The organism is Streptomyces flavovariabilis, from assembly GCF_000725785.1.
GTDB lineage: Bacteria > Actinomycetota > Actinomycetes > Streptomycetales > Streptomycetaceae > Streptomyces > Streptomyces hawaiiensis.
This window is the reverse complement of sequence record NZ_JNXD01000002.1, coordinates 215,959-234,179: the sequence shown is the minus strand read 5'-3', so window position 1 is coordinate 234,179 and position 18,221 is coordinate 215,959. Positions and strand designations below refer to the sequence as shown.

Sequence of the window (18,221 nt, the reverse complement as noted above, 5' to 3'; positions counted from 1 at the left end):
CCGATATCCACAACGAGGTTGTCCGGTTCATGAACTCCCGTCAGCGCCGCGGCGTGATTCTCCTGCTCCTTTCGGTCGTCTGCGCCCTCGGCGCCTTCGCCGGCGTGCTCTCCGTCATCAGCGACGTGAAGTCGAAGGTCGGCCCCGAGGTCACCGCCTACCGGCTCACCTCCGACGTGCCGCCCTACACCACCCTCAGCACGGGCCAGTTCGAGAAGATCAAGATGCCCGAACGGTGGCTGTCCGACAACGCGGTCACCGATCTGCGGGAGATCCAGGGCAAGATCGCCGTGACCACGCTGCGCGCGGGCTCCCTGCTCCAGTCCGACATGATCGTCCGCCGGCCGGCCCTCCAGCCCGGCCAGCAGGAGGTCGCCATCATGATCGACGCGGCTACCGGCGTGGCCGGCAAGATCACGCCCGGGGCCTCGGTCAACGTCTACGCCACGTTCGAGGGCGCGCGCGAGGGCGACCCCGACCAGTCGAAGATCATCATCACCGAAGCCAGGGTCCTCGACGTCGGCGAGATCACCGCCCTCAAGCCCGACGAGGGCAACCGCACCCAGCAGCCCACCGACGCAGTCCCCATCACCTTCGCGCTGTCCGCCCTGGACGCCCAGCGCATCACCTACGCCGAGTCGTTCGCCAAGCGGGTCCGGCTCGCCCTCGTCGCGCCCGGCAGCGACACCACCGTCCCCGAGCGGGACCGGACGTACGAACTCGCGAAGGACAAGTGAGAGGCTGCCATGCCCACGAGGATCCTCCCGGCAGTCGGTGACGCGGACGCGGTCCGGTCCGTCACGACACTGCTCAGCCAGCTCCCGGACGCCGAACCCGTCACCCCCGTGGTCGACTCCACCCAGCTCATCGACACCCTCGCGCGGCTGGCCGCCGAATCGGTCGACGAGCTGCCGGAGGTCGTGATCGTCCACGAGCGCATCGGCCCCGTCCCCGCGCTGGAACTGATCCGCGAAGTGGCCCTGCGCTTCCCGGCCGCCGGCGTCATCCTCATCACCTCCGACGCGAGCCCCGGCCTCTTCCAGGCCGCCATGGACTACGGCGCCCGCGGCCTGGTCGCCCTGCCCCTCAGCTACGAGGAACTCGCCAGCCGCGTCCAGGCGGTCGCCCAGTGGTCCGCCGGCGTACGACGGCACCTGGGCGCCGGCGGCGACGTGTTCACCGGCGTCGGCGGCACCGTCGTCACCGTCAGCGGCGCCAAGGGCGGTACCGGAGCCACCCTGACCGCGATCCAGCTGGCCCTGGCCGCCCAGGCCTCCGGCCGCAGCACCGCCCTGGTCGACATGGACCTCCAGACCGGCGACATCGCCTCCTACCTGGACGTCCAGTTCCGCCGCTCCGTCGTCGACCTGGCCGCCATCACCGACATCTCCCCGCGCGTCCTGGCCGACGCCGTCTTCCGCCACGACACCGGCCTCGCCCTGCTGCTCGCCCCCGCCGAAGGAGAACGCGGCGAGGACGTCACCGACCGCGCCGCCCGCCAGATCGTCAGCGCCCTGCGCTCCCGCTACGAGGTCGTCGTCATCGACTGCGGCGCCCAGCTCGGCGGCGCCGGGGCGGCGGCCGTGGAGATGGCCGACCGGGCCCTGCTGATCACCACCCCGGACGTGGTCGCCGTACGGGGCGCCAAACGAGCCGTGCGGATGTGGGACCGGCTGCAGATCCGCAAGGCCGAGGAGACGACCGTCGTCGTCAACCGGCACTCGCGCGCCACGGAGATCCAGCCGCCCCTGATCCAGAAGATCACCGGCACGGCGGTCGCGTCGACCGTGGTCCCCGCCAACTTCAAGGAACTGCAGAGCGTCGTGGACGCGGGCCGGGTCCACGAACTGGAGAGCAAGAGCTCGGTGAAGCAGGCCCTGTGGGGCCTGGCGGGCGAACTGGGCCTGGTCAAGGCCGCGGAGGGTGGCCAGAAGGGGGGCCGGTTCCGGGGCGGGGACCGGGGGTCGGTGAGCTTCCGACGGCGGAGGGAGGGGTGAACGTGCCTTCACGAGAGCGGGACGAGGGCCAGGTGACCATCGAGTTCCTCGGGATGATGCCGACGATCATCGTGACGCTGATCGCGCTGTGGCAGGTCGTTCTCGTCGGCTACACCTTCATTCTCGCGGGGAACGCCGCGGACGAGGCGGTACGGCAGGCGACGGCGGCCGAGCCGGGAGCACGGCAGGCCGCGTGCGAGGCGGCCGGGCTCAAGCACCTGTCGGAGGCGTGGCGCTCGGGTGCCGACGTGACCTGCGGGGGCTCCGGCTACGTCACGGCCGACGTGAACCTCCAGGTCCCGATTCTCTTCCCGGGCACGCTGTCCTTCCCCTTCACGGTCCACGGCCACGCCGGCGCGGTCGAGGAGGCGGACTGAGATGCCGTACACACGCAGAGCCCGCGACCGCGGCCAGGTCGCCATCGAGTTCATCGGCTTCCTGCCGATCCTGCTGCTCGTCGGCCTCGCGGCCGTGCAGCTCGGCCTGATCGCCTACACGGCCCAGCAGGCCGGGACAGCGGCCCGGACCGGAGCGCGCAGTGCCTCACTGGACGGACCGCACGAGGCGGACTGCCGGGCAGCGGTGAGCAGTTGGCTCGCCGACGGGACGAGCTGCCCCGCCTCGCTCGGCGCTGACGAGGTCACCGTCACGGCCACGGTGCAGATCCCGTCCCTGGTGCCGGGCTGGGACTTCGACCCGGCCGTCAAGACCGCGACGATGCCGCGCGACCACTGAACGGAGCACGGACTCATGAGCCTGCGAGCACGGATCAACACCCCCGAGGAGAACGGCAACCGGGGCGAGGACGGCCACATGGTCGCCTCCTACCGGGCCAAGCTCCTGGAGGAGATCGACCTCGCGGAGATGAGTTCGCTGGCCGCCGCCGAGCGCAGGGCGCGGCTGGAGCGGGTGCTCGGGCACATCATCAGCCGCGAGGGTCCGGTCCTGTCGACGGTGGAGCGCTCGCAGCTGATCCGCCGGGTGGTCGACGAGGCGCTGGGCCTCGGCATCCTGGAGCCGCTCCTGGAGGACGCGTCCATCACCGAGATCATGGTCAACGGACCCGACGCGATCTTCGTGGAACGCGGCGGCCGCGTCGAGCAACTGCCCCTGCGCTTCGCCTCCAACGACCAGCTCATGCAGACCATCGAGCGCATCGTCTCGACGGTCAACCGCCGGGTGGACGAGTCGAACCCCATGGTCGACGCCCGCCTGCCCTCCGGAGAGCGCGTCAACGTCATCATCCCGCCCCTGTCCCTGACGGGCGCCACCCTCACCATCCGCCGCTTCCCGCGCTCCTTCACCCTCCAGGAACTGATCGGCCTCGGCTCGCTCGACGAGCACATGCTGTACCTGCTGGCGGGCCTGGTGCAGGCGAAGTTCAACATCATCGTCTCGGGTGCGACGGGCACCGGAAAGACGACCCTGCTGAACGCCCTGTCGGGACTCATCCCCCAGGGCGAACGCATCATCACCATCGAGGACTCCGCCGAACTCCAGCTCCAGCAACCCCACGTGATCCGCCTGGAGTCGCGGCCCCCGAACGTCGAAGGCAAGGGACAGATCACGATCCGCGACCTCGTCCGCAACTCCCTGCGCATGCGCCCCGACCGGATCGTCGTCGGTGAGGTCCGCGGCGGCGAGTCCCTCGACATGCTCCAGGCGATGTCCACGGGCCACGACGGCTCACTCGCCACGGTCCACGCCAACAGCGCCGAGGACGCGCTGATGCGGCTCCAGACCCTGGCGTCCATGTCCGACGTGGAGATCCCCTTCGTGGCGCTGCACGACCAGATCAACAGCGCGATCGACGTCATCGTGCAGCTGACGAGGTTCGCGGACGGCGCCCGCCGCATCACCGAGATCGCCCTGATGGACAGCCACGGCAGCGACCCCTACCGCCTGGTCACCGTCGCCCGCTTCAACGCCCGGCCGATGAGCTCCGACGGCCGTATCCACGGCGCCTTCGAGTACTACCCCCTCCCACGCCGCACCGCCGACCGCCTCTACATGGCGAGCCAGCCCCTCCCGCAGGCCTTCGGCATCGCCCGGTCCGCGGACCAGCTAGCCACCCGAGAAGCCAGGTAGGACCGACCGATGGAACTGCAACAGCTCATCACGCTCACCACCGGCATCACCCTGCTGACCTGCGTCCTCGCGGTCGTCGGCCTGCACTCCTACGCCATGGGCAGGGCACAGCGGCAGGCACTGGTGGAGCGCCTTTCCGCCACCGGTCAGATCCCGGCGGGTGGCCGGCGCCGCAACTTCCGCGGGATCGACCGCCGTCTGCGGCGCACCAAGCTCGGCAAGAAGCTGGAACTGCGCCTGGCGGCGACCGGACTGGACATCACCCCGGGTGAGTTCTTCGTCTACATGCTCGCCACGGTCGCGGGTCTGTGGCTGATCGGCCAGGCGGCCCTGGCTCCGTTCTTCGGGCCGCTGGCAGGTCTGCTCGGCATCGGGGTCGCCGTCCAGTTCCTCAACTGGCAACGCCAGAAGCGCATCGAGAAGTTCATCAACCAGCTCCCCGAAATGGCCCGCATCCTCGCCAACGCCACCCAGGCAGGCCTCGCCCTGCGCACGGCGATCGGCATGGCCGCGGAGGAGATGGAGGCCCCGGCCGGTGAGGAACTCGGCAAGGTGTCCAACCAGCTGGCGGTCGGCGCTTCCATGGACGACGCCCTGGGGGAACTCGCCGACCGCCTCCCGTCCCGTGAACTGGTCGTCCTCGTCACCACCCTCGTCCTCTCGAACCGGGCCGGCGGTCAAGTGGTGAGCGCCCTGCGCAACCTCACGGAGACCCTGGAGGAACGCAAGGAGACCCGGCGCGAGGTCCGCACCCAGCTCTCCCAGGTCAACATGACGTCGTACGCCGTCCCGGTTCTGGGCGTCGGTTCGCTCTTCCTCATGAACGGGGTGAAGGACGGCGCCCTGGACCGCATGACCGGCTCCTCCTTCGGCCAGGCGGCGGTCATCATCGCCTTCTCGCTCTACGCCGTCGGCTTCGTCCTCATCCGCCGCCTGTCCCGCATCGACGTCTGAGAGCCCGGAGGCAACCATGGGACTGCTCCTCGCCCTGCTGATGGGTCTCAGCGTCTGGGGTGTCTTCGCCGGCCTCCGCATGTACCGCGCGGAGGCCAAACTGCCCGGTGATCTCGCCCTGGCCCTGGAGGTCGGCTCCACCCGCACCGGCGCGGTCGACTCGCTCATCGACCGCATGGGCATGCGCTACGCGCCCGTCGTCCTGCGCCTGATGGGCCCGAAGCAGGTGGCGAAGTACCGTCGCAAGATCGACCTCGCGGGCAACCCCGGCGGCCTGACGATCGACAGATACGCGGCGCGGCGGGCGGTCTACGGCTTCCTCGGGACCGTGGGCTTCCTGGTCTTCCTCATGCGGGGCCAACTGCTGGTCGCCCTGCTCCTGCTGGCCTTCGGGGCGTTCTGGACGGAGGTCGGCATCTGGTCGGCGATCCGCATCCGCAGGGACGTCATCGAACGGACCCTGCCGGACTTCCTGGACGTGCTGGCGGTCGTGGTGAGCGCGGGCCTCGGCTTCCGCCAGGCACTGGACCGGGTCGCGTCCCGTTACGAGGGTCCCTGGGCCGACGAACTGCGCATCACCCTGCGCCAGATGGACCTCGGCATGAGTCGCCGCCAGGCCTTCGCGGAACTGCGCCGCCGCAACGACTCCGAGCAGGTGGCGATGTTCGTGACGGCGCTCCAGCAGGGCGAGGAACTGGGCGCGCCCATCGTCGACACGCTGGTGTCCCTCGCGAAGGACATGCGCCGTACGGACGCGCAGAACGCCCGCCGCAAGGCGGCCCGGGCCGTCCCCAAGGCCACGATGATGATCACGACCTTCATGGTCCCGGCCACGATGCTGCTGCTCGGCGCGGGCCTGATCCTCGGCTCGGGCACCGACTTCGGCTCGGTGACGGGGAAGTAGGGGAGGGGCGACGGCATGCCGATGACAGGGGAACGGACGGGGCTGCTGGCGCGTCGCCGCCGCCGGGCCGAACAGACACCGGAGATCACGACGCCTCCGGCGGGGACGGTGCTGCCGGCTCATGTCCGCACGGGTGCGCCGGACGTCCCGGTGACGTCCGTGACGCCCGCGCTGCCGCCGGGGTGGGAGGCGGCCGGGGCCCTTGCCGGTGGGGAGCCGACCCTGCGGATCAAGGGGGGTGGGCGCAGAAAGGCGGGGCCGCCTCACGCGGATGCGGCAGCCTCTGCTCAGAGCCTGGTGCCGACGGCCGAGAACAGCGGACCGGCCGGAAACGGGACACGCGGTCCGGCAAGGCGGGCGAAGGACGGTCAGGCATCGCGGGCCGACTCCGGGCCGCAAGGGCCTGCGGACAGCCGGTGGGCCGGCGCCGCGCCCCCACAGGGCCCAGCCGCACCCGTCGACGACGGCGGCGCGGCCGGCGCGGCCGGGCACCCGGCCCCGACCGAAGGCAGGGCGAACGGCACGCCCGCCAACCCCGCGATCGACATCCAGGTCAACGCCCTACAGGCCATGTGCCGCCAGGTGTTCGGCTTTCGCCTTGCCATGATCGCCCTGGCCACCCCCACCGCCCTCGTCAACGCGAACGACGGCCTGCCCACCCGCCTCGTCGGCGCGGCCGTGGTCGTCACGTTCATGACCTCCTACGTCCTCTTCAGAGACTGGGAACGCTTCGGCCCCCTCCTTCTGCGCCACCCCTCCCTCCTCGCCGCGGACACCCTCTTCGGAGCCCTCCTCCTCATCGCCGCCGGCCACGACAGCACCCTCGCCTACGTCAGCGTCTGCACCCCCCTTCTGGCAGGCCTGGTCTACGGCTGGCGTGGCGCAGCGGTCTTCGCCTCGCTCCAGGCGCTCCTCCTGCTCCTCATCCACGCGGCGCAGGAGAACCCGGCCCCCGGCATCGCCGAGTCCGCCCTCCTGCCCGGCCTCTGCGTCATCGCCGGAGCCGTCGGCTCCAGCCTCCGCAACCTCATGCTCCGCTTCGGCGCGGCCACCCAGGCCCTCACCACCGTCCAGGCCCGCCTCGCCGTGACAGAGGCGGTCAGCGCCGAACGCGCCCGCCTGGCCCGCGAGATGCACGACTCCGTCGCCAAGACCCTGCACGGCGTGGCCCTGGCCGCCGACAGCCTGACCGGCTCGGCCGGTGCCGACCGCATGGACCCGGCCTTGATCAGGCAACAGGCGGCACTGGTCGCCCGTTCGGCCCGCCGAGCCGCGGCCGAATCCCGCGAACTCCTGGCCGACCTGCGCCGCGAATCGGACCCCACCCAGGCCACGGACGTCCTGGTCGAACTCGCCGCCCGCACCCGCGACTTCAGCACCCGCACCGGCCTGCCGGCGGTCTACCGCCCCACCGGCGCCCACGCCGTGCCCCCGGTCCCACCGGCGGTGGCCCGCCAACTGCTCACCATCGCGTCCGAAGCCATGGAGAACGCCCACCGCCACGCACACCCCACCCGCGTCGACGTCAGCGCCGGCGTCCACGGCGACCTGCTCCGCATCAGCGTCTACGACGACGGCCGCGGCCTCCCACCCGGCACCACCCTCGAACAGCTGCGCCGAGCCGGCCACTTCGGCCTGGTCGGCATGGTCGAACGCGCCGCCTCGGTCGGCGCCCGCATCCGCATAGGCCGCGGCGGCCACCCCCAGGGCACGGAGGTCCGCGTGGAACTTCCCCTGGCCGCCCTGACCACCCCCACCGCATGACCCCACGACCCGAGAGGAGGCCCCTGATGCCGGACCACACGCCCCACCCCACCGGTGCCCCGCAGCCGCCCCCGCACCCGCCCTTCGCCGACCTCCCGCTCCCGCAGCCGGCCCAACCGGCCCGCCGCCTGCGGGTCGTCGTGGCGGACGACAACCCCGTGGTCCGCGCCGGTCTCACCGCCCTGCTCTCCGGCCGCGCGGACATCGAGGTGGTGGCGGAGGCCGCCGACGGCCACCAGGCCTATGAGGCCGCCCACCAGCACCGCCCGGACGTCGTCCTCCTCGACGTCCGCATGCCCGGCGTGGACGGCATCTCGGCGCTCCCGTACCTGGTGGGGATCGCCCCGGTGGTGATGCTGACCTACAGCAGGGAGTCGGAGATCGTCCAGGAGGCCCTGCGCAGGGGAGCGGGCGGCTACCTGGTCCACGGCGAGTTCACGGCCGAACAACTGGTCGAAGCCGTACGGGACATCAAGGAGGGCCGGGCCCACTTCACCCCCACGGCGGCGGGCGCCCTGCTGGCCCGACTCCGCCAGGACCGGTCGCCGGCCCCACCCCTGCCGGAAGGCCTGGGCACGTCATCGAGTGCGACTGCATACGGAATTTCCGCCTCCGCGCAATCGTATAAGCAACCTCAACCACCCACTCCACCAGCGTATTTCGCTCCCCCCTTCACCTCACGCCCGCCCACTTCTCCGGAAAACCTTTCGCAAGTGCAACCGCATATGGGACAGTCTTCGTCTGAGTGGACGAGTGGCCGTCCGGCCGCTCCCGACAGGTCGCGGTTCCAACTGAGCACGAGGGAGGCGGAAATCATGGACCTCATCGCCTCCGGCATGAACAACCAGCAGATCGCCGCCACGTGCTTCATCAGCGAGAAGACCGTCAAGAACCACATCAACCGCATCTTCGCCAAACTCCACAGCACCAGTCGTTCCGAGGCCGCCGCGAAGTGGATCGGCACGGCGCCGGACGCACAGCGGGGACTGGGGTGACCTTCGGTGACGCCATGGAGGAACAACCAGTCGGGCCCGGGCGATTGGGCCCGGAATTGGGCCCAGGGGCCCTCTGGCGGACAGGGCGTTCCGCCGTACGTTCCTCGTGTCGAAAGCGACACAGCCGAACCCGGAGGGGAACACCATGAGCGACCTGATGCTGAAGACCGCCGTCGCGACCAAGGTCCGCGTGAACGGCTGGAAGAACACGACGGCCGCGGCGATGCAGCGCCGCGCCGGCGACAAGGGGCAGACGGCGGTCGAGTACCTGGGCATCATCGCGGTGGTGGTGGCGATCGTGTTGGCGATCACCGGCACGAACATCGGTCAGACGATCCTCAACAAGATCCAGGAGAAGATCAACGAAATCACCTGATGCCTCCGCGCAGGTGCGGTGACGCAGGGCAGGCCTTCCCCATCTACATCACGATGGTGGCAGGTCTGCTCTTCCTTGCGTTTGCGTACTTTGCGGTCGGTCAGGCCGCTGTGAATCGAAACGGTGCCCAGACAGCCGCCGATGCGGCGGCCCTCGCGGCAGCTCAGGACACCCGGGACAAGCTCGCAGGTGAGTGGCTTGAGAAGGTGCTCGATCCCGCTACGTGGCAGGACATCTTCGACGGCGATGGTGCAGAGCTGGACGGGTGCGGACACGCGGACCAGCTTGCGGCGCAGAATGACGCCGAAGTGCGGAACTGCGGGGCGGGTCCCTGGCCCTTGAGCTACAAAGTTGATGTCCAGTCCAGCGAACCTGTCGGAGAGTCCATCGTCCCGGGCACGGAGAACCAGTACGCGGCAGCCTCCGCTACAGCGGTGATCGAGAAGCGTTGCAGCGTCGAGTTGCCTGCGGAGAACGCCCCGGACGATTCGCTGCCTACGCTCGACTGTGCGGGTCAGAAGTGGAATCTCAACCCCGACGACCTCACAGATCTCCCAGAGCCCCAAGACCTTTTCGACGTCCACCTGGCCGACTGACTAGCGAACGACGAGTGATGAAGGAAGCCTACAGATGAGCATTCGGTTCACTGGGAACGCCCGCAGGGGGATCGTCGCGATGGCTGTAGTGGCCGGACTGGCCCTCGGTGCGGCCGGCTGTGGCGGGGGTGGTGACGGTGAAGACAAGAAGCCGAACTCTTCGGCGTCAGCTTCCAAGGGAGACGGATCCCAGCCCAGTGCTCAGGAGGGACAGTCCGAGACGCCCTTGGCCGAGCTCAAAGGTACTGAAGGACTTCTCCTGCAGATCACCTCCGCAGCCAGGGACGCGGGTGGGTTCATCACTGTGAGCGGGAACCTGAAGAATGATGGGGCAAAGTCGGTGGTCATCCCGTCCCAGATGAGTGGTGATGAAACGGAAGTCATCAAACACGGCCCCTCCCTGGGCGGCGCAACGCTCGTGGATTCCAAGGGCAAAAAGCGCTATTACGTGCTACGCGACACGGATGGGCGGCCGTTGACGACAACCGGATTCGGAACACTCGATGCCGGCCAGAATCTTCCGGTGTTCATGCAGTTCCCTGCTCCGCCGGCCGAAACGGCTGACGTCACCCTCCAAATCCCCACGTTCTCCAGCGGCACCATCAAGATCTCCGGGTGAGGCCGGCCATGACGACCCGCACACGTACCCGACCGGCGACTCCACGCCTGGCCCTCGTCCTCACCGCCGCAGGCCTCATGGTCGCCGCGAACCTCTACGGCGCCGTCTCGGCCCATGCCGACGAAACCCCCGGCGTCCCCCCTGGCACCGAGGCCTCCGCCTCTCCCCCCGTCGAGGTCGACCCCAACGACCCGGACCTCAAGCTGCCCGAAGGCGCCACCCTGGCCAGCGCCAAGGTCCTGGACATCAAACAGGTCGTGGAAGACCAAAGCGGCGACGAACGCCGTGAAGACACCAACGCCGACGTCAAGTTCGCCCTCCAGGCCGAGGTCCTCTTCGGCAAGGACAGCGCGAAACTCGGCGCCGAGGCGAAGGCCCGGATTTCCGCGATCGCCGAGGAGATCAAGACGCAGAACGCGACGAAGATCCGTGTCTTCGGCTTCACGGACAACCTCGGTTCCTCCGCCCACGGAGACGTCCTGTCCCGGAAGCGAGCCGACGCCGTACAGAACGTCCTCGACCAGGAACTGACCGACTCCAACGTCACATACGAGGTCCGTGGCTACGGCGAGCAGTACCCGATCGCCGACAACTCCACGGAAACCGGCCGTAAGAAGAACCGCCGGGTCGAGGTCTCCTTCCCCCGCTCGGAGGGCTGACCGGCGCCACCCCACCCCGCGTCTCCCTCGACCCGTTGGGCCTGCCCCTTGGGCCCCGATTTGGGGCCACGGACCCATCTCGCCCCGCCCGCCCCTCCCTACTCTCGGGCGGTGTCATAGACCGAGGGAGGGGGCGGGGGCATGGCCTGGAGCGGGCAACCATCGAACTCGGGGGCCGCAGCGGCGTGGCACCCGCCGGGCCCCGGCGGCCGCCGTCCGATGCCGGCCTCACTCGCGACGGCCCTGGTCCTCGTCCACACCCTCTTCGCGATCACGGTGCTCGGCGGTCTAGGCCTGCTGCTCACCGCGGCCTCGTACGACGCCGTCGACGGTCACCTCCTCGCCCTGACCGCCTACGCGGCAGCCCCGGGCACCCTTGGCTGGTGGCTCGCCCGCCGCACCCGGCAGGGCGGGACCAGGACCCGGGCCGCGCTGATCGCCGTACAGGCATGGCTGATCCTCGGCGCGTGCACGAATATCACCGACGGATCACCCCGCGGCTGTACCCAGCTCTTCCTCCCGGCGTTGGTCCTCTACTTCCTCACCCGCGAGGAAAGCCGCGGCTGGTACCGCCTCCCCGACAGGGAGCGCGCCGAACGCCGCCCCTTCTCTTTGCCCCGCATGATCCGCCGGCGCCGGGACGAGGGCCAGACGGCGGTGGAGTACGCCGGTCTCATCGCGGTCGTCGCCGCCGTCATCGCGGCCCTCGTCGTCAGCGGCCTGGGCCCCCAGATCTACGGCGGTCTCCAGTCGGCCGTCTGCAAGGTCACGGGAACGGCCTGCCACGAGACGTTGATGGGACGCGCGGATGAGTGAGTCGGGCCCGGAGCCGAATGCCGAGGAGACGTGGGATCCGCAGGTGGCGCGGTGGCGCGACCCGGAGGGGGACTACGTCCTGCCCCGCGCGCTGCGGTCCCTGCCCCAGCCCTGGGACGCGAGCGACTGGAGGCGGGTCGTGAAGTTGCCGCGCACCGGCGAGCGGTTGGCCGAAGCCCGGCGCGTGCTGACCGTGCTCCTGGAGGATCCGGCACTGGCTCCGCAGGTGCCCCAGCCCCCTTCACCCGGCCTGTTGTGGCACGTGTGGGAGGAATTCCACCAGGCCGTCGGGGAGACCATGCCCCGGCCGAGCCAGGTGACATGGTCCGGCGTCGACGAGCTGGTCCGCGCCTGGCGGGCTCGATCGCAGCTGTATCCGCTGCAGCGGCACGTCGTGCGGCATGTCGAAGCGGCGATGCTGGCCATGATTCCGTCGCTGCGGGACGACATCGCCGATTCGGTGTTCCGCTGGCTGGCTCTCGACCCTGCTCCGGGGCGCTTCGCCCCCTGGGCGGTAGACCTGGCCGAGCGTTGCGTCATCGAGGACATCGGTGCCGACCCGGCCGTGGAACTGCTGGGCGCGATGGGGGGCCCGGAGGCCAGGGCGGCACTGGAGCGCCTGTCGGTGAAGCCGGGCGGGCCGGCACGTTGGGAGAACGCGGACGCGGCACAGAGCGCGCTCTTCGACCTGGGGAGCGAAGGAACGAGCCACTGACAGCGCCACTCGGGTCCGAGATGCCGGGGCTGACCGATGCTCTGTGACCCCCTGCACGACGCCCTATCCGCCCTCCGCCGGCACGACCACCTCCACCCGGGCCCCTTTCCGCATCCCCCACTCGGCCATCGCCCCGGCCCCCGCCTCCACCACATGCCGGGCCCGCAGCCGCGGCATCCCCAGCCGCCCCGGCGGCATGGTCCGCACGGCGATGACGCGCAGGTGACGGTCCAGGTAGGCGACATCGATCGGGATGCGCATACGGAAGGTGTGCACGCTGTTGGCGGGGGAGAGCAGGATCGCCCCGTCGATGGAGTCCCGCCCCAACAGCCCCTTGGTACGGGCCCGATAGGAGGTGGCGATCTCCAGCGGCACTGTGACGGACGGCTCCCCGCCGCCCGCGTGCACGACCAGCTCCCCACGTCCGTCCCGCCCATGCCGCCCCATCCGGAACCCACCTCCGACCGTGCCGCCTGCCCATGGCTCTCCGGCCCCGAACGTACCGGCAGAGGGCAGTCCTCACATGGGCCCACAGACCCATGCCCTTTGCTCGTTCCTGACTGAAACGCCCCACACGGCACCACTGTCGGCGCCCGGCCTTGACGCGTTATGCAACCGTTATGGCTGGAACGGGACGACGAATCGCCGATTCCTCCCCATACGGCCCGCCAGTTGACAACCTCCACCCTGGTGCGGCCGCACCCCGCTGGATAGCTTTGGTTCGCTCAAGAGAAGCCTCGCCTCTGACCGGGAGCCGACCGTGAACCGCCGCCCCACCCTCCTCGCAGCGCTCACGCTGACCGCCGCTGCGGCCCTGACGCTGTCCGCGTGCGGGAGCGACGACAGCTCCAAGGACAAGGACAACGACAAGATCGCGGGCGCCGGCACGGGGAGTGAGGCCTCGGCATCCCCGACCGCTTCCGACCTCGCACCGGCCGAACGGCCGAAGATCGACCTGCCGTCCGACCTCTCCTACACCTTCGACTGGCCCAAGACCGGAGACAAGGAGAAGGACGCGATCCTGGCCGACGGCGAGCAGTCGATCAAGGCCGTCGACCTCGCGATCGTCAACCAGGATGCGCTCGACAAGCCGTACCTCTTCTACTACGAGGGCGAGGCCGCTGCCGGCACACAGAAGTTCGTCCAGAACTACGTCGACCACAAGGCGGCCGTCACCGGCGCATACCGCTTCTACGCTCCGCAAGTGGCTGTCGACAAGGACGGCACGGCGTCCTTCAGCTACTGCGAGGACCAGGGCAAGGCGTATGTGAAGGACCTCAAGACCAACAAGGCCAAGAAGACCGAGGTCACCGCCAAGAGTTACGTCATCTACCACACGTCGCTCAAGAAGAACGACAAGGGTGTATGGGTGATCCAGAAGATGGTGTCGCAGAGTGGGAGCCCCAAGTGCCAGCCCTGAAGCGCCCGGTGAGGACGTTCTCTTCGGTGGTCATGGCCGGCACGTGCTGGTCGCTCCTCGCCTCTACTGGAGTGGCGTACGCCGACGACACCCTCGGCGGCGCCACCCAGGGCACGAATCAGGAAGCCGACGCCGGTGAGGACGGCACCGTCTCCGTCACCGTGGGCGGCGTCGTCTTCGACCGTTCCAAGAACGGCAGCGGCAAGTCCGCCGGCGCACTCACCTCGTCCACCTCCTGGACCCCGCCCCCCTGCTGGTACGCCCCGAAGTACACCCCGGAACAGCTTCAGAAGTACCTGGAGCCGACCTGGGAGGCCGGTTCCACGGGCCACGAGTGGGACGCCGAGCAGCGGGACCGTTACGTCAACGGGCACCCCTACAAGGACTTCAACAAGGACAAGACCGGCAAGGGCTACTTCTGGGACTCGTTCGTCAACAGGGACTTCCCCCCGGGCTGGGACTCCTGCGACAAACCCGTCTTCTGGGTGGACCAGGGCGACCCCCCGCCCGCGAACATCGAGAACGCCGTCACTCCGAAGGTCCTGGCCGAACTCGCCTACGCCGAGATCCGCGTCCCCAGCACCGAGGTCACCCTCGCGCCCGCCGCCGCGACCAAGGTCAACCTGCCGACCTGGGCGTGGCTGGACGTCGCGGACTTCAAACCGGTGTCCGTCACCGCGTCCGTACCCGTCATCGGCATCACCGCGACCGCGACCGCGCGACCGGTGTCGCTCAGGGTCGAACCGGGCACCGAGGACGCCGTGACCTACCCGGCCTCCGGCGTCTGCGAAGTCGACGACGACCGCATCGGCGAGCCCTACGCCAAGGGCAAGGCCGACCAGGCCCCGCCCTGCGGAGTGAGGTACCTGCGTTCCTCGGGCAACGGCACGTACCCCCTCCAGGCCACCGTCACCTGGGAGATCGACTGGACCGGCACCGGCGGCGCAGGCGGCGACCTCCCCGACGGCACGTTCGGCGCGACCCAGGACGTGGTCGTGCAGGAGATCCAGGCCGTCAACCGCTGAGCCGACTGCCGACTCGGGCACAGCTCATAAGTGTGTTGCCCGGCACTCCCATTCCCGGGTAGGAAGCCACCATGACCACACTAGGCGCGGTCTTCCGCCCCCAACTCGCCCCCGAGCGACTCCGATCCGTGGCTCGGCTGGCCGATGAGGCCGGGCTCGAAGAGCTCTGGCTCTGGGAGGACTGCTTCAGAGAAGGCGGCATCTCCACCGCCGCCGCTGCCCTCGCGTGGACCGAGCGGGTGCGGGTGGGGGTCGGGCTGCTGCCGGTGCCCTTGCGGAACGTCGCCATCACGGCCATGGAGATCGCCTCGCTGCACCGGATGTTCCCGGGGCGGGCGATCCTCGGTGTGGGGCACGGCGTGCAGGACTGGATGGGGCAGGTCGGCGCCCGGGCCGAGTCGCCCGTCACCCTGCTGCGGGAGCATCTCCTCGCGCTTCGGGCCCTGTTGGGCGGCGAGCGGGTCACCGTCGACGGGCGGTACGTCAAGCTCGACGACGTTGCCCTCGACTGGCCGCCGGAAGGGCCCCACGGCGGGGTGCTGGCCGGGGCCACCGGGCCGCGGTCGCTGCGGCTCAGCGGCGAGGCCGCCGACGGGACCGTTCTCACCGCCTCCACGAACGCCGAGGGTGTGCGCAAGGCGCGGCAGCTCGTGGCGGAGGGGCGGGCGGCCGCCGGACGTGGGGACGGGCCGCACCCCGTCGTCGTCTATCTGCTCACCGCCACCGGGCCCGACGCCGCCGCCCGGCTGCGCGCGGAGATCGCGGACGAGGGGCTCGAAGCCGTTCCGGACCTCGGGGTCGCCGGAGACGCCGGGGCCGTAGCCAAGGCCGTCGGGCGGCTGGTCGAGGCCGGGGCCGACAGCGTCGTACTGCAGCCGACCGCGGACGAGCCCGACCCCGAGGGGTTCGTGCGGTTCGCGGCCGAGGAAGTGCGTCCCCTGGTTCCCTGAGGGGCCGTTGTCGGTGGTGGCCGCGAGCTCGCCCGGGAAGCCCTGGCCGGTGGCCGTCCGGCCGGGGCGTCCTCGTCGGTGGAAAATACCGGGCGTTCGCGCCCACCCCTCTGCCACCATCCCCTCCATGGCAGAGCACCCGGAAGGCCACCCCCCGCACCCCGCCACCTTCGAGGACCTCCTGGCCGAAGGCGCCTCCGTCCCGACGGACGGCTGGGACTTCTCCTGGTTCGAAGGGCGGGCGACGGAAGCACGCCCCTCCTGGGGCTACGCCGTGTCGATGGCCGAGCGGCTGGGCAGGGCGTGTGCCGTGCTCGATGTGCAGACCGGGGGAGGGGAGGTGCTGGACTTCGTCCTCGCCGAGGCCACGGACAGTGCCGCCGAAACCGCCGGGAGCGCCCCAGCGAAGCCACCCCTCCTCACCATCGCCACCGAAGGGTGGCCCCCCAACGTCGCCAAAGCCACCGCCCTGCTCCGTCCGCGCGGCGTCGCGGTCGTCGCGGCTGCCGAGGACGACCCGCTGCCCTTCGCCGACGGTGCCTTCGACCTGGTCGTCAGCCGTCATCCCGTCCGTCCGCACTGGGACGAGATCGCCCGCGTCCTCCAGCCCGGCGGGACGTACTTCGCCCAGCACGTGGGTCCGGGCAGCGTCTTCGAACTGGTCGAGTTCTTCCTCGGGCCTCAGCCGGACGACGTACGCAGCGCCCGCCATCCCGGCCGTGAGCGTGCCGACGCCGAGGCCGCCGGGCTCGAGGTCGTCGGGCTGCGGGCGGAGCGGCTGCGCATGGAGTTCCGTGACATCGGCGCGGTCGTGCACTTTCTGCGCAAGGTGGTCTGGATGGTGCCCGGCTTCACCGTCGAGGCGTACGAGCCGCGGCTCCGGGAGCTGCACGAGCGCATCCGGGCCGAAGGCCCCTTCGTCGCCCACAGCACCCGCCACCTCTTCGACGTGCGCAAGCCGGGTGGTCGCACACCGAGCTCGTGATCACGCGTGCGGGCCCACCGTCACCTCTCCCACCACCAGCTCCGCCGTCGCCTCCAGCACTTCACCCACGCGTTCCGCCTGCTCGCCCAGCTCCCGTTCCTGCCGTGCCGTCAGCCGGACGAGCGGCTCGACCGTGACGGTCGTACGGCGGCCCCGGCGGCGCTGGTGCCACACGCCCGCCACGACACCGTCGACGAGCAGCACCGGGTAGTTGCCCGCCTGGCCGCCGCCGAGGGCGCGTTGGTACGCCTTTCCGGGGAACAGCCGTTCGCGGGGTTGGCCGGCGACGACGTAGGCGTCGAAGTAGGGGAGCAGGCGCACACCGCGTGCCGGGCCGTCCGGGAAGTCGGTGTCGCCCGCCGCCACCCACGCGGGTGTCCCCTCGAAGCGGACCTCCTCGATACGGCCCGCCGCGGCCAGTCGGCCGAAGAGGGCCGTGGCCCAGCCGGGCGGCGCCGCCAGCCAGCGCGCGAAGTGCTGCGGTGTCGCCGGGCCGTACGCGTGCAGATAGCGGTGGACGAACGCGGACAGCGCGTCGCCCCCTTCGTCCCCGGCCTCCGCCCCTGGAACCCCGTACGCCGGGCGCGTGTACGTCGCCTTGCGGCCGCGGTTCGGGCCGAAGCACAGCGAGCCCGCCCAGCCGGCCCGGTGCACCACCTGGCGCCAGCGCGGCCACAGGTCCTGGAACGCCGGCATCACGCGGTCGCCGGCCCAGGGGCCCGTGCGGGCGACGACCTCCTCGGACAGCTCGTCGAGCGTCAGGCACCTGCCGTCGAGCGCTTCACCGATCGCCGTCACGACCTGGCCGGCCTGCTCCTCGGTGAGCCGTACGTCGGGCGGGAACCCGCCCGGTCCGGTCGGCACCGCGGTCAGCGCCGCCGAGAAGAGGGGGAGTTCACGGGCGGGGAGAAGGTGGACCGTGCCGCGTGGGCCGTACGTCTTGATCAGGGACCGGTCGTCCCAGAGCGCGGCCCGTACGTCCGCCCGTGTCACCCCGTCCGCCCGCATCCCCACCGATACCTCGGCCGCGGAGATCACCTGCGCGTGCGCGCCCAGCATCGCGCCGACCACCTCGTCGACCGGTGTGCCGGTCCCGGCCGGCCCGGCCAGGAACTGCCGCTCCGCCCGGCGTGCGCTCGCCGCTTCCCACGTGATGCCCACGGTCGTCGTCATGGCTCGACGCTAGAGGGGAAAGAGGACGGACCTTGTCCTAGATCCCGGAGCCGATCCCTTGCGGCGCCGGGTCACTCCTGTCACTCACTGCACTTGCGCATCTTCCGACGGGAGTTTTCACATCGTTATCGCCTGCGACTCGCCTCCGCGCCGCCACTCACGTAAATTCGGACCGAGGCGATTCG

The 18,221-nt window shown here is 70.4% G+C and carries 21 protein-coding genes; 19 read left to right on the top strand and 2 right to left on the bottom strand.

What is annotated here, in order from left to right:
- Window positions 1–29 precede the first annotated feature (29 nt).
- The 15 genes from cpaB to IO24_RS0106020 all read left to right on the top strand — a co-directional run bounded on the left by cpaB (window position 30) and on the right by IO24_RS0106020 (window position 12,483).
- A complete protein-coding gene (cpaB, locus tag IO24_RS0106090) occupies window positions 30–737 on the top strand; it encodes a Flp pilus assembly protein CpaB (RefSeq protein ID WP_031132654.1) in 708 nt (235 codons plus the stop codon).
- Between the two features lie 9 nt (window positions 738–746).
- Window positions 747–1,997, top strand: a complete 1,251-nt coding sequence (locus IO24_RS0106085) for a CpaE/TadZ family protein (RefSeq protein ID WP_031132653.1) — start codon at window positions 747–749, stop codon at window positions 1,995–1,997.
- Window positions 1,998–2,050: 53 nt separating this feature from the next.
- On the top strand, window positions 2,051–2,374 hold the full coding sequence (locus IO24_RS0106080; protein ID WP_045295965.1) for a hypothetical protein: 324 nt from the start codon (window positions 2,051–2,053) through the stop codon (window positions 2,372–2,374).
- A 1-nt stretch (window position 2,375) separates the two neighbouring features.
- Entirely contained in the window at window positions 2,376–2,732 is a 357-nt protein-coding gene (locus tag IO24_RS0106075) for a TadE/TadG family type IV pilus assembly protein (RefSeq protein WP_031132650.1), read from the top strand.
- A gap of 15 nt (window positions 2,733–2,747) precedes the next feature.
- Window positions 2,748–4,085 carry a TadA family conjugal transfer-associated ATPase gene (locus IO24_RS0106070; protein WP_031132648.1) on the top strand — a complete coding sequence of 446 codons (1,338 nt, stop codon included), beginning with the start codon at window positions 2,748–2,750 and terminating at the stop codon, window positions 4,083–4,085.
- Between the two features lie 9 nt (window positions 4,086–4,094).
- Window positions 4,095–5,039, top strand: a complete 945-nt coding sequence (locus IO24_RS0106065) for a type II secretion system F family protein (protein WP_031132646.1) — start codon at window positions 4,095–4,097, stop codon at window positions 5,037–5,039.
- Between the two features lie 16 nt (window positions 5,040–5,055).
- Window positions 5,056–5,943 (top strand): DUF5936 domain-containing protein, encoded by an 888-nt coding sequence (locus tag IO24_RS0106060; protein WP_031132644.1) that lies wholly within the window; start codon window positions 5,056–5,058, stop codon window positions 5,941–5,943.
- 15 nt (window positions 5,944–5,958) lie between these two features.
- Window positions 5,959–7,707 carry a sensor histidine kinase gene (locus IO24_RS0106055; RefSeq protein ID WP_338055526.1) on the top strand — a complete coding sequence of 583 codons (1,749 nt, stop codon included), beginning with the start codon at window positions 5,959–5,961 and terminating at the stop codon, window positions 7,705–7,707.
- Between the two features lie 26 nt (window positions 7,708–7,733).
- Entirely contained in the window at window positions 7,734–8,702 is a 969-nt protein-coding gene (locus tag IO24_RS0106050; RefSeq protein ID WP_031132640.1) for a response regulator transcription factor, read from the top strand.
- Window positions 8,703–8,847: 145 nt separating this feature from the next.
- On the top strand, window positions 8,848–9,078 hold the full coding sequence (locus IO24_RS40390; RefSeq protein WP_031132638.1) for a hypothetical protein: 231 nt from the start codon (window positions 8,848–8,850) through the stop codon (window positions 9,076–9,078).
- A complete protein-coding gene (locus tag IO24_RS0106040) occupies window positions 9,078–9,674 on the top strand; it encodes a pilus assembly protein TadG-related protein (RefSeq protein WP_031132636.1) in 597 nt (198 codons plus the stop codon). Before IO24_RS40390 ends, IO24_RS0106040 begins: the two co-directional genes overlap by 1 nt.
- Before the next feature lie 34 nt (window positions 9,675–9,708).
- Window positions 9,709–10,293 carry a hypothetical protein gene (locus IO24_RS0106035; RefSeq protein WP_031132634.1) on the top strand — a complete coding sequence of 195 codons (585 nt, stop codon included), beginning with the start codon at window positions 9,709–9,711 and terminating at the stop codon, window positions 10,291–10,293.
- 8 nt (window positions 10,294–10,301) lie between these two features.
- The gene (locus IO24_RS0106030) at window positions 10,302–10,952 is read left to right on the top strand and encodes an OmpA family protein (RefSeq protein WP_031132632.1); all 651 of its coding nucleotides are present in this window, start codon (window positions 10,302–10,304) and stop codon (window positions 10,950–10,952) included.
- Between the two features lie 219 nt (window positions 10,953–11,171).
- On the top strand, window positions 11,172–11,768 hold the full coding sequence (locus tag IO24_RS0106025; protein ID WP_031132630.1) for a hypothetical protein: 597 nt from the start codon (window positions 11,172–11,174) through the stop codon (window positions 11,766–11,768).
- On the top strand, window positions 11,761–12,483 hold the full coding sequence (locus tag IO24_RS0106020; protein WP_031132628.1) for a hypothetical protein: 723 nt from the start codon (window positions 11,761–11,763) through the stop codon (window positions 12,481–12,483). Before IO24_RS0106025 ends, IO24_RS0106020 begins: the two co-directional genes overlap by 8 nt.
- A gap of 63 nt (window positions 12,484–12,546) precedes the next feature.
- Here IO24_RS0106020 and IO24_RS0106015 read toward each other — a convergent pair whose 3' ends face one another.
- Entirely contained in the window at window positions 12,547–12,930 is a 384-nt protein-coding gene (locus tag IO24_RS0106015; RefSeq protein ID WP_031132626.1) for a DUF192 domain-containing protein, read from the bottom strand.
- Window positions 12,931–13,243: 313 nt separating this feature from the next.
- On the opposite strand from IO24_RS0106015, the gene IO24_RS0106010 reads away from it, so the two are divergent.
- The 4 genes from IO24_RS0106010 to IO24_RS0105995 all read left to right on the top strand — a co-directional run bounded on the left by IO24_RS0106010 (window position 13,244) and on the right by IO24_RS0105995 (window position 16,863).
- Complete coding sequence (locus tag IO24_RS0106010) at window positions 13,244–13,903, top strand: hypothetical protein (RefSeq protein WP_031132625.1); 660 nt, start codon at window positions 13,244–13,246, stop codon at window positions 13,901–13,903.
- A complete protein-coding gene (locus IO24_RS0106005) occupies window positions 13,891–14,928 on the top strand; it encodes a hypothetical protein (protein WP_031132624.1) in 1,038 nt (345 codons plus the stop codon). Before IO24_RS0106010 ends, IO24_RS0106005 begins: the two co-directional genes overlap by 13 nt.
- A gap of 71 nt (window positions 14,929–14,999) precedes the next feature.
- The gene (locus IO24_RS0106000) at window positions 15,000–15,878 is read left to right on the top strand and encodes an LLM class flavin-dependent oxidoreductase (protein WP_031132622.1); all 879 of its coding nucleotides are present in this window, start codon (window positions 15,000–15,002) and stop codon (window positions 15,876–15,878) included.
- Between the two features lie 127 nt (window positions 15,879–16,005).
- Window positions 16,006–16,863: a methyltransferase domain-containing protein gene (locus IO24_RS0105995; protein ID WP_037667407.1), complete on the top strand. Its 858-nt coding sequence runs from the start codon at window positions 16,006–16,008 to the stop codon at window positions 16,861–16,863.
- Here the strand turns inward: IO24_RS0105995 and IO24_RS0105990 are convergent, their stop codons facing one another.
- Window positions 16,864–18,036, bottom strand: coding sequence for a winged helix DNA-binding domain-containing protein (locus tag IO24_RS0105990; RefSeq protein WP_031132618.1), 1,173 nt, complete (start codon window positions 18,034–18,036; stop codon window positions 16,864–16,866).
- Window positions 18,037–18,221: the final 185 nt, after the last annotated feature.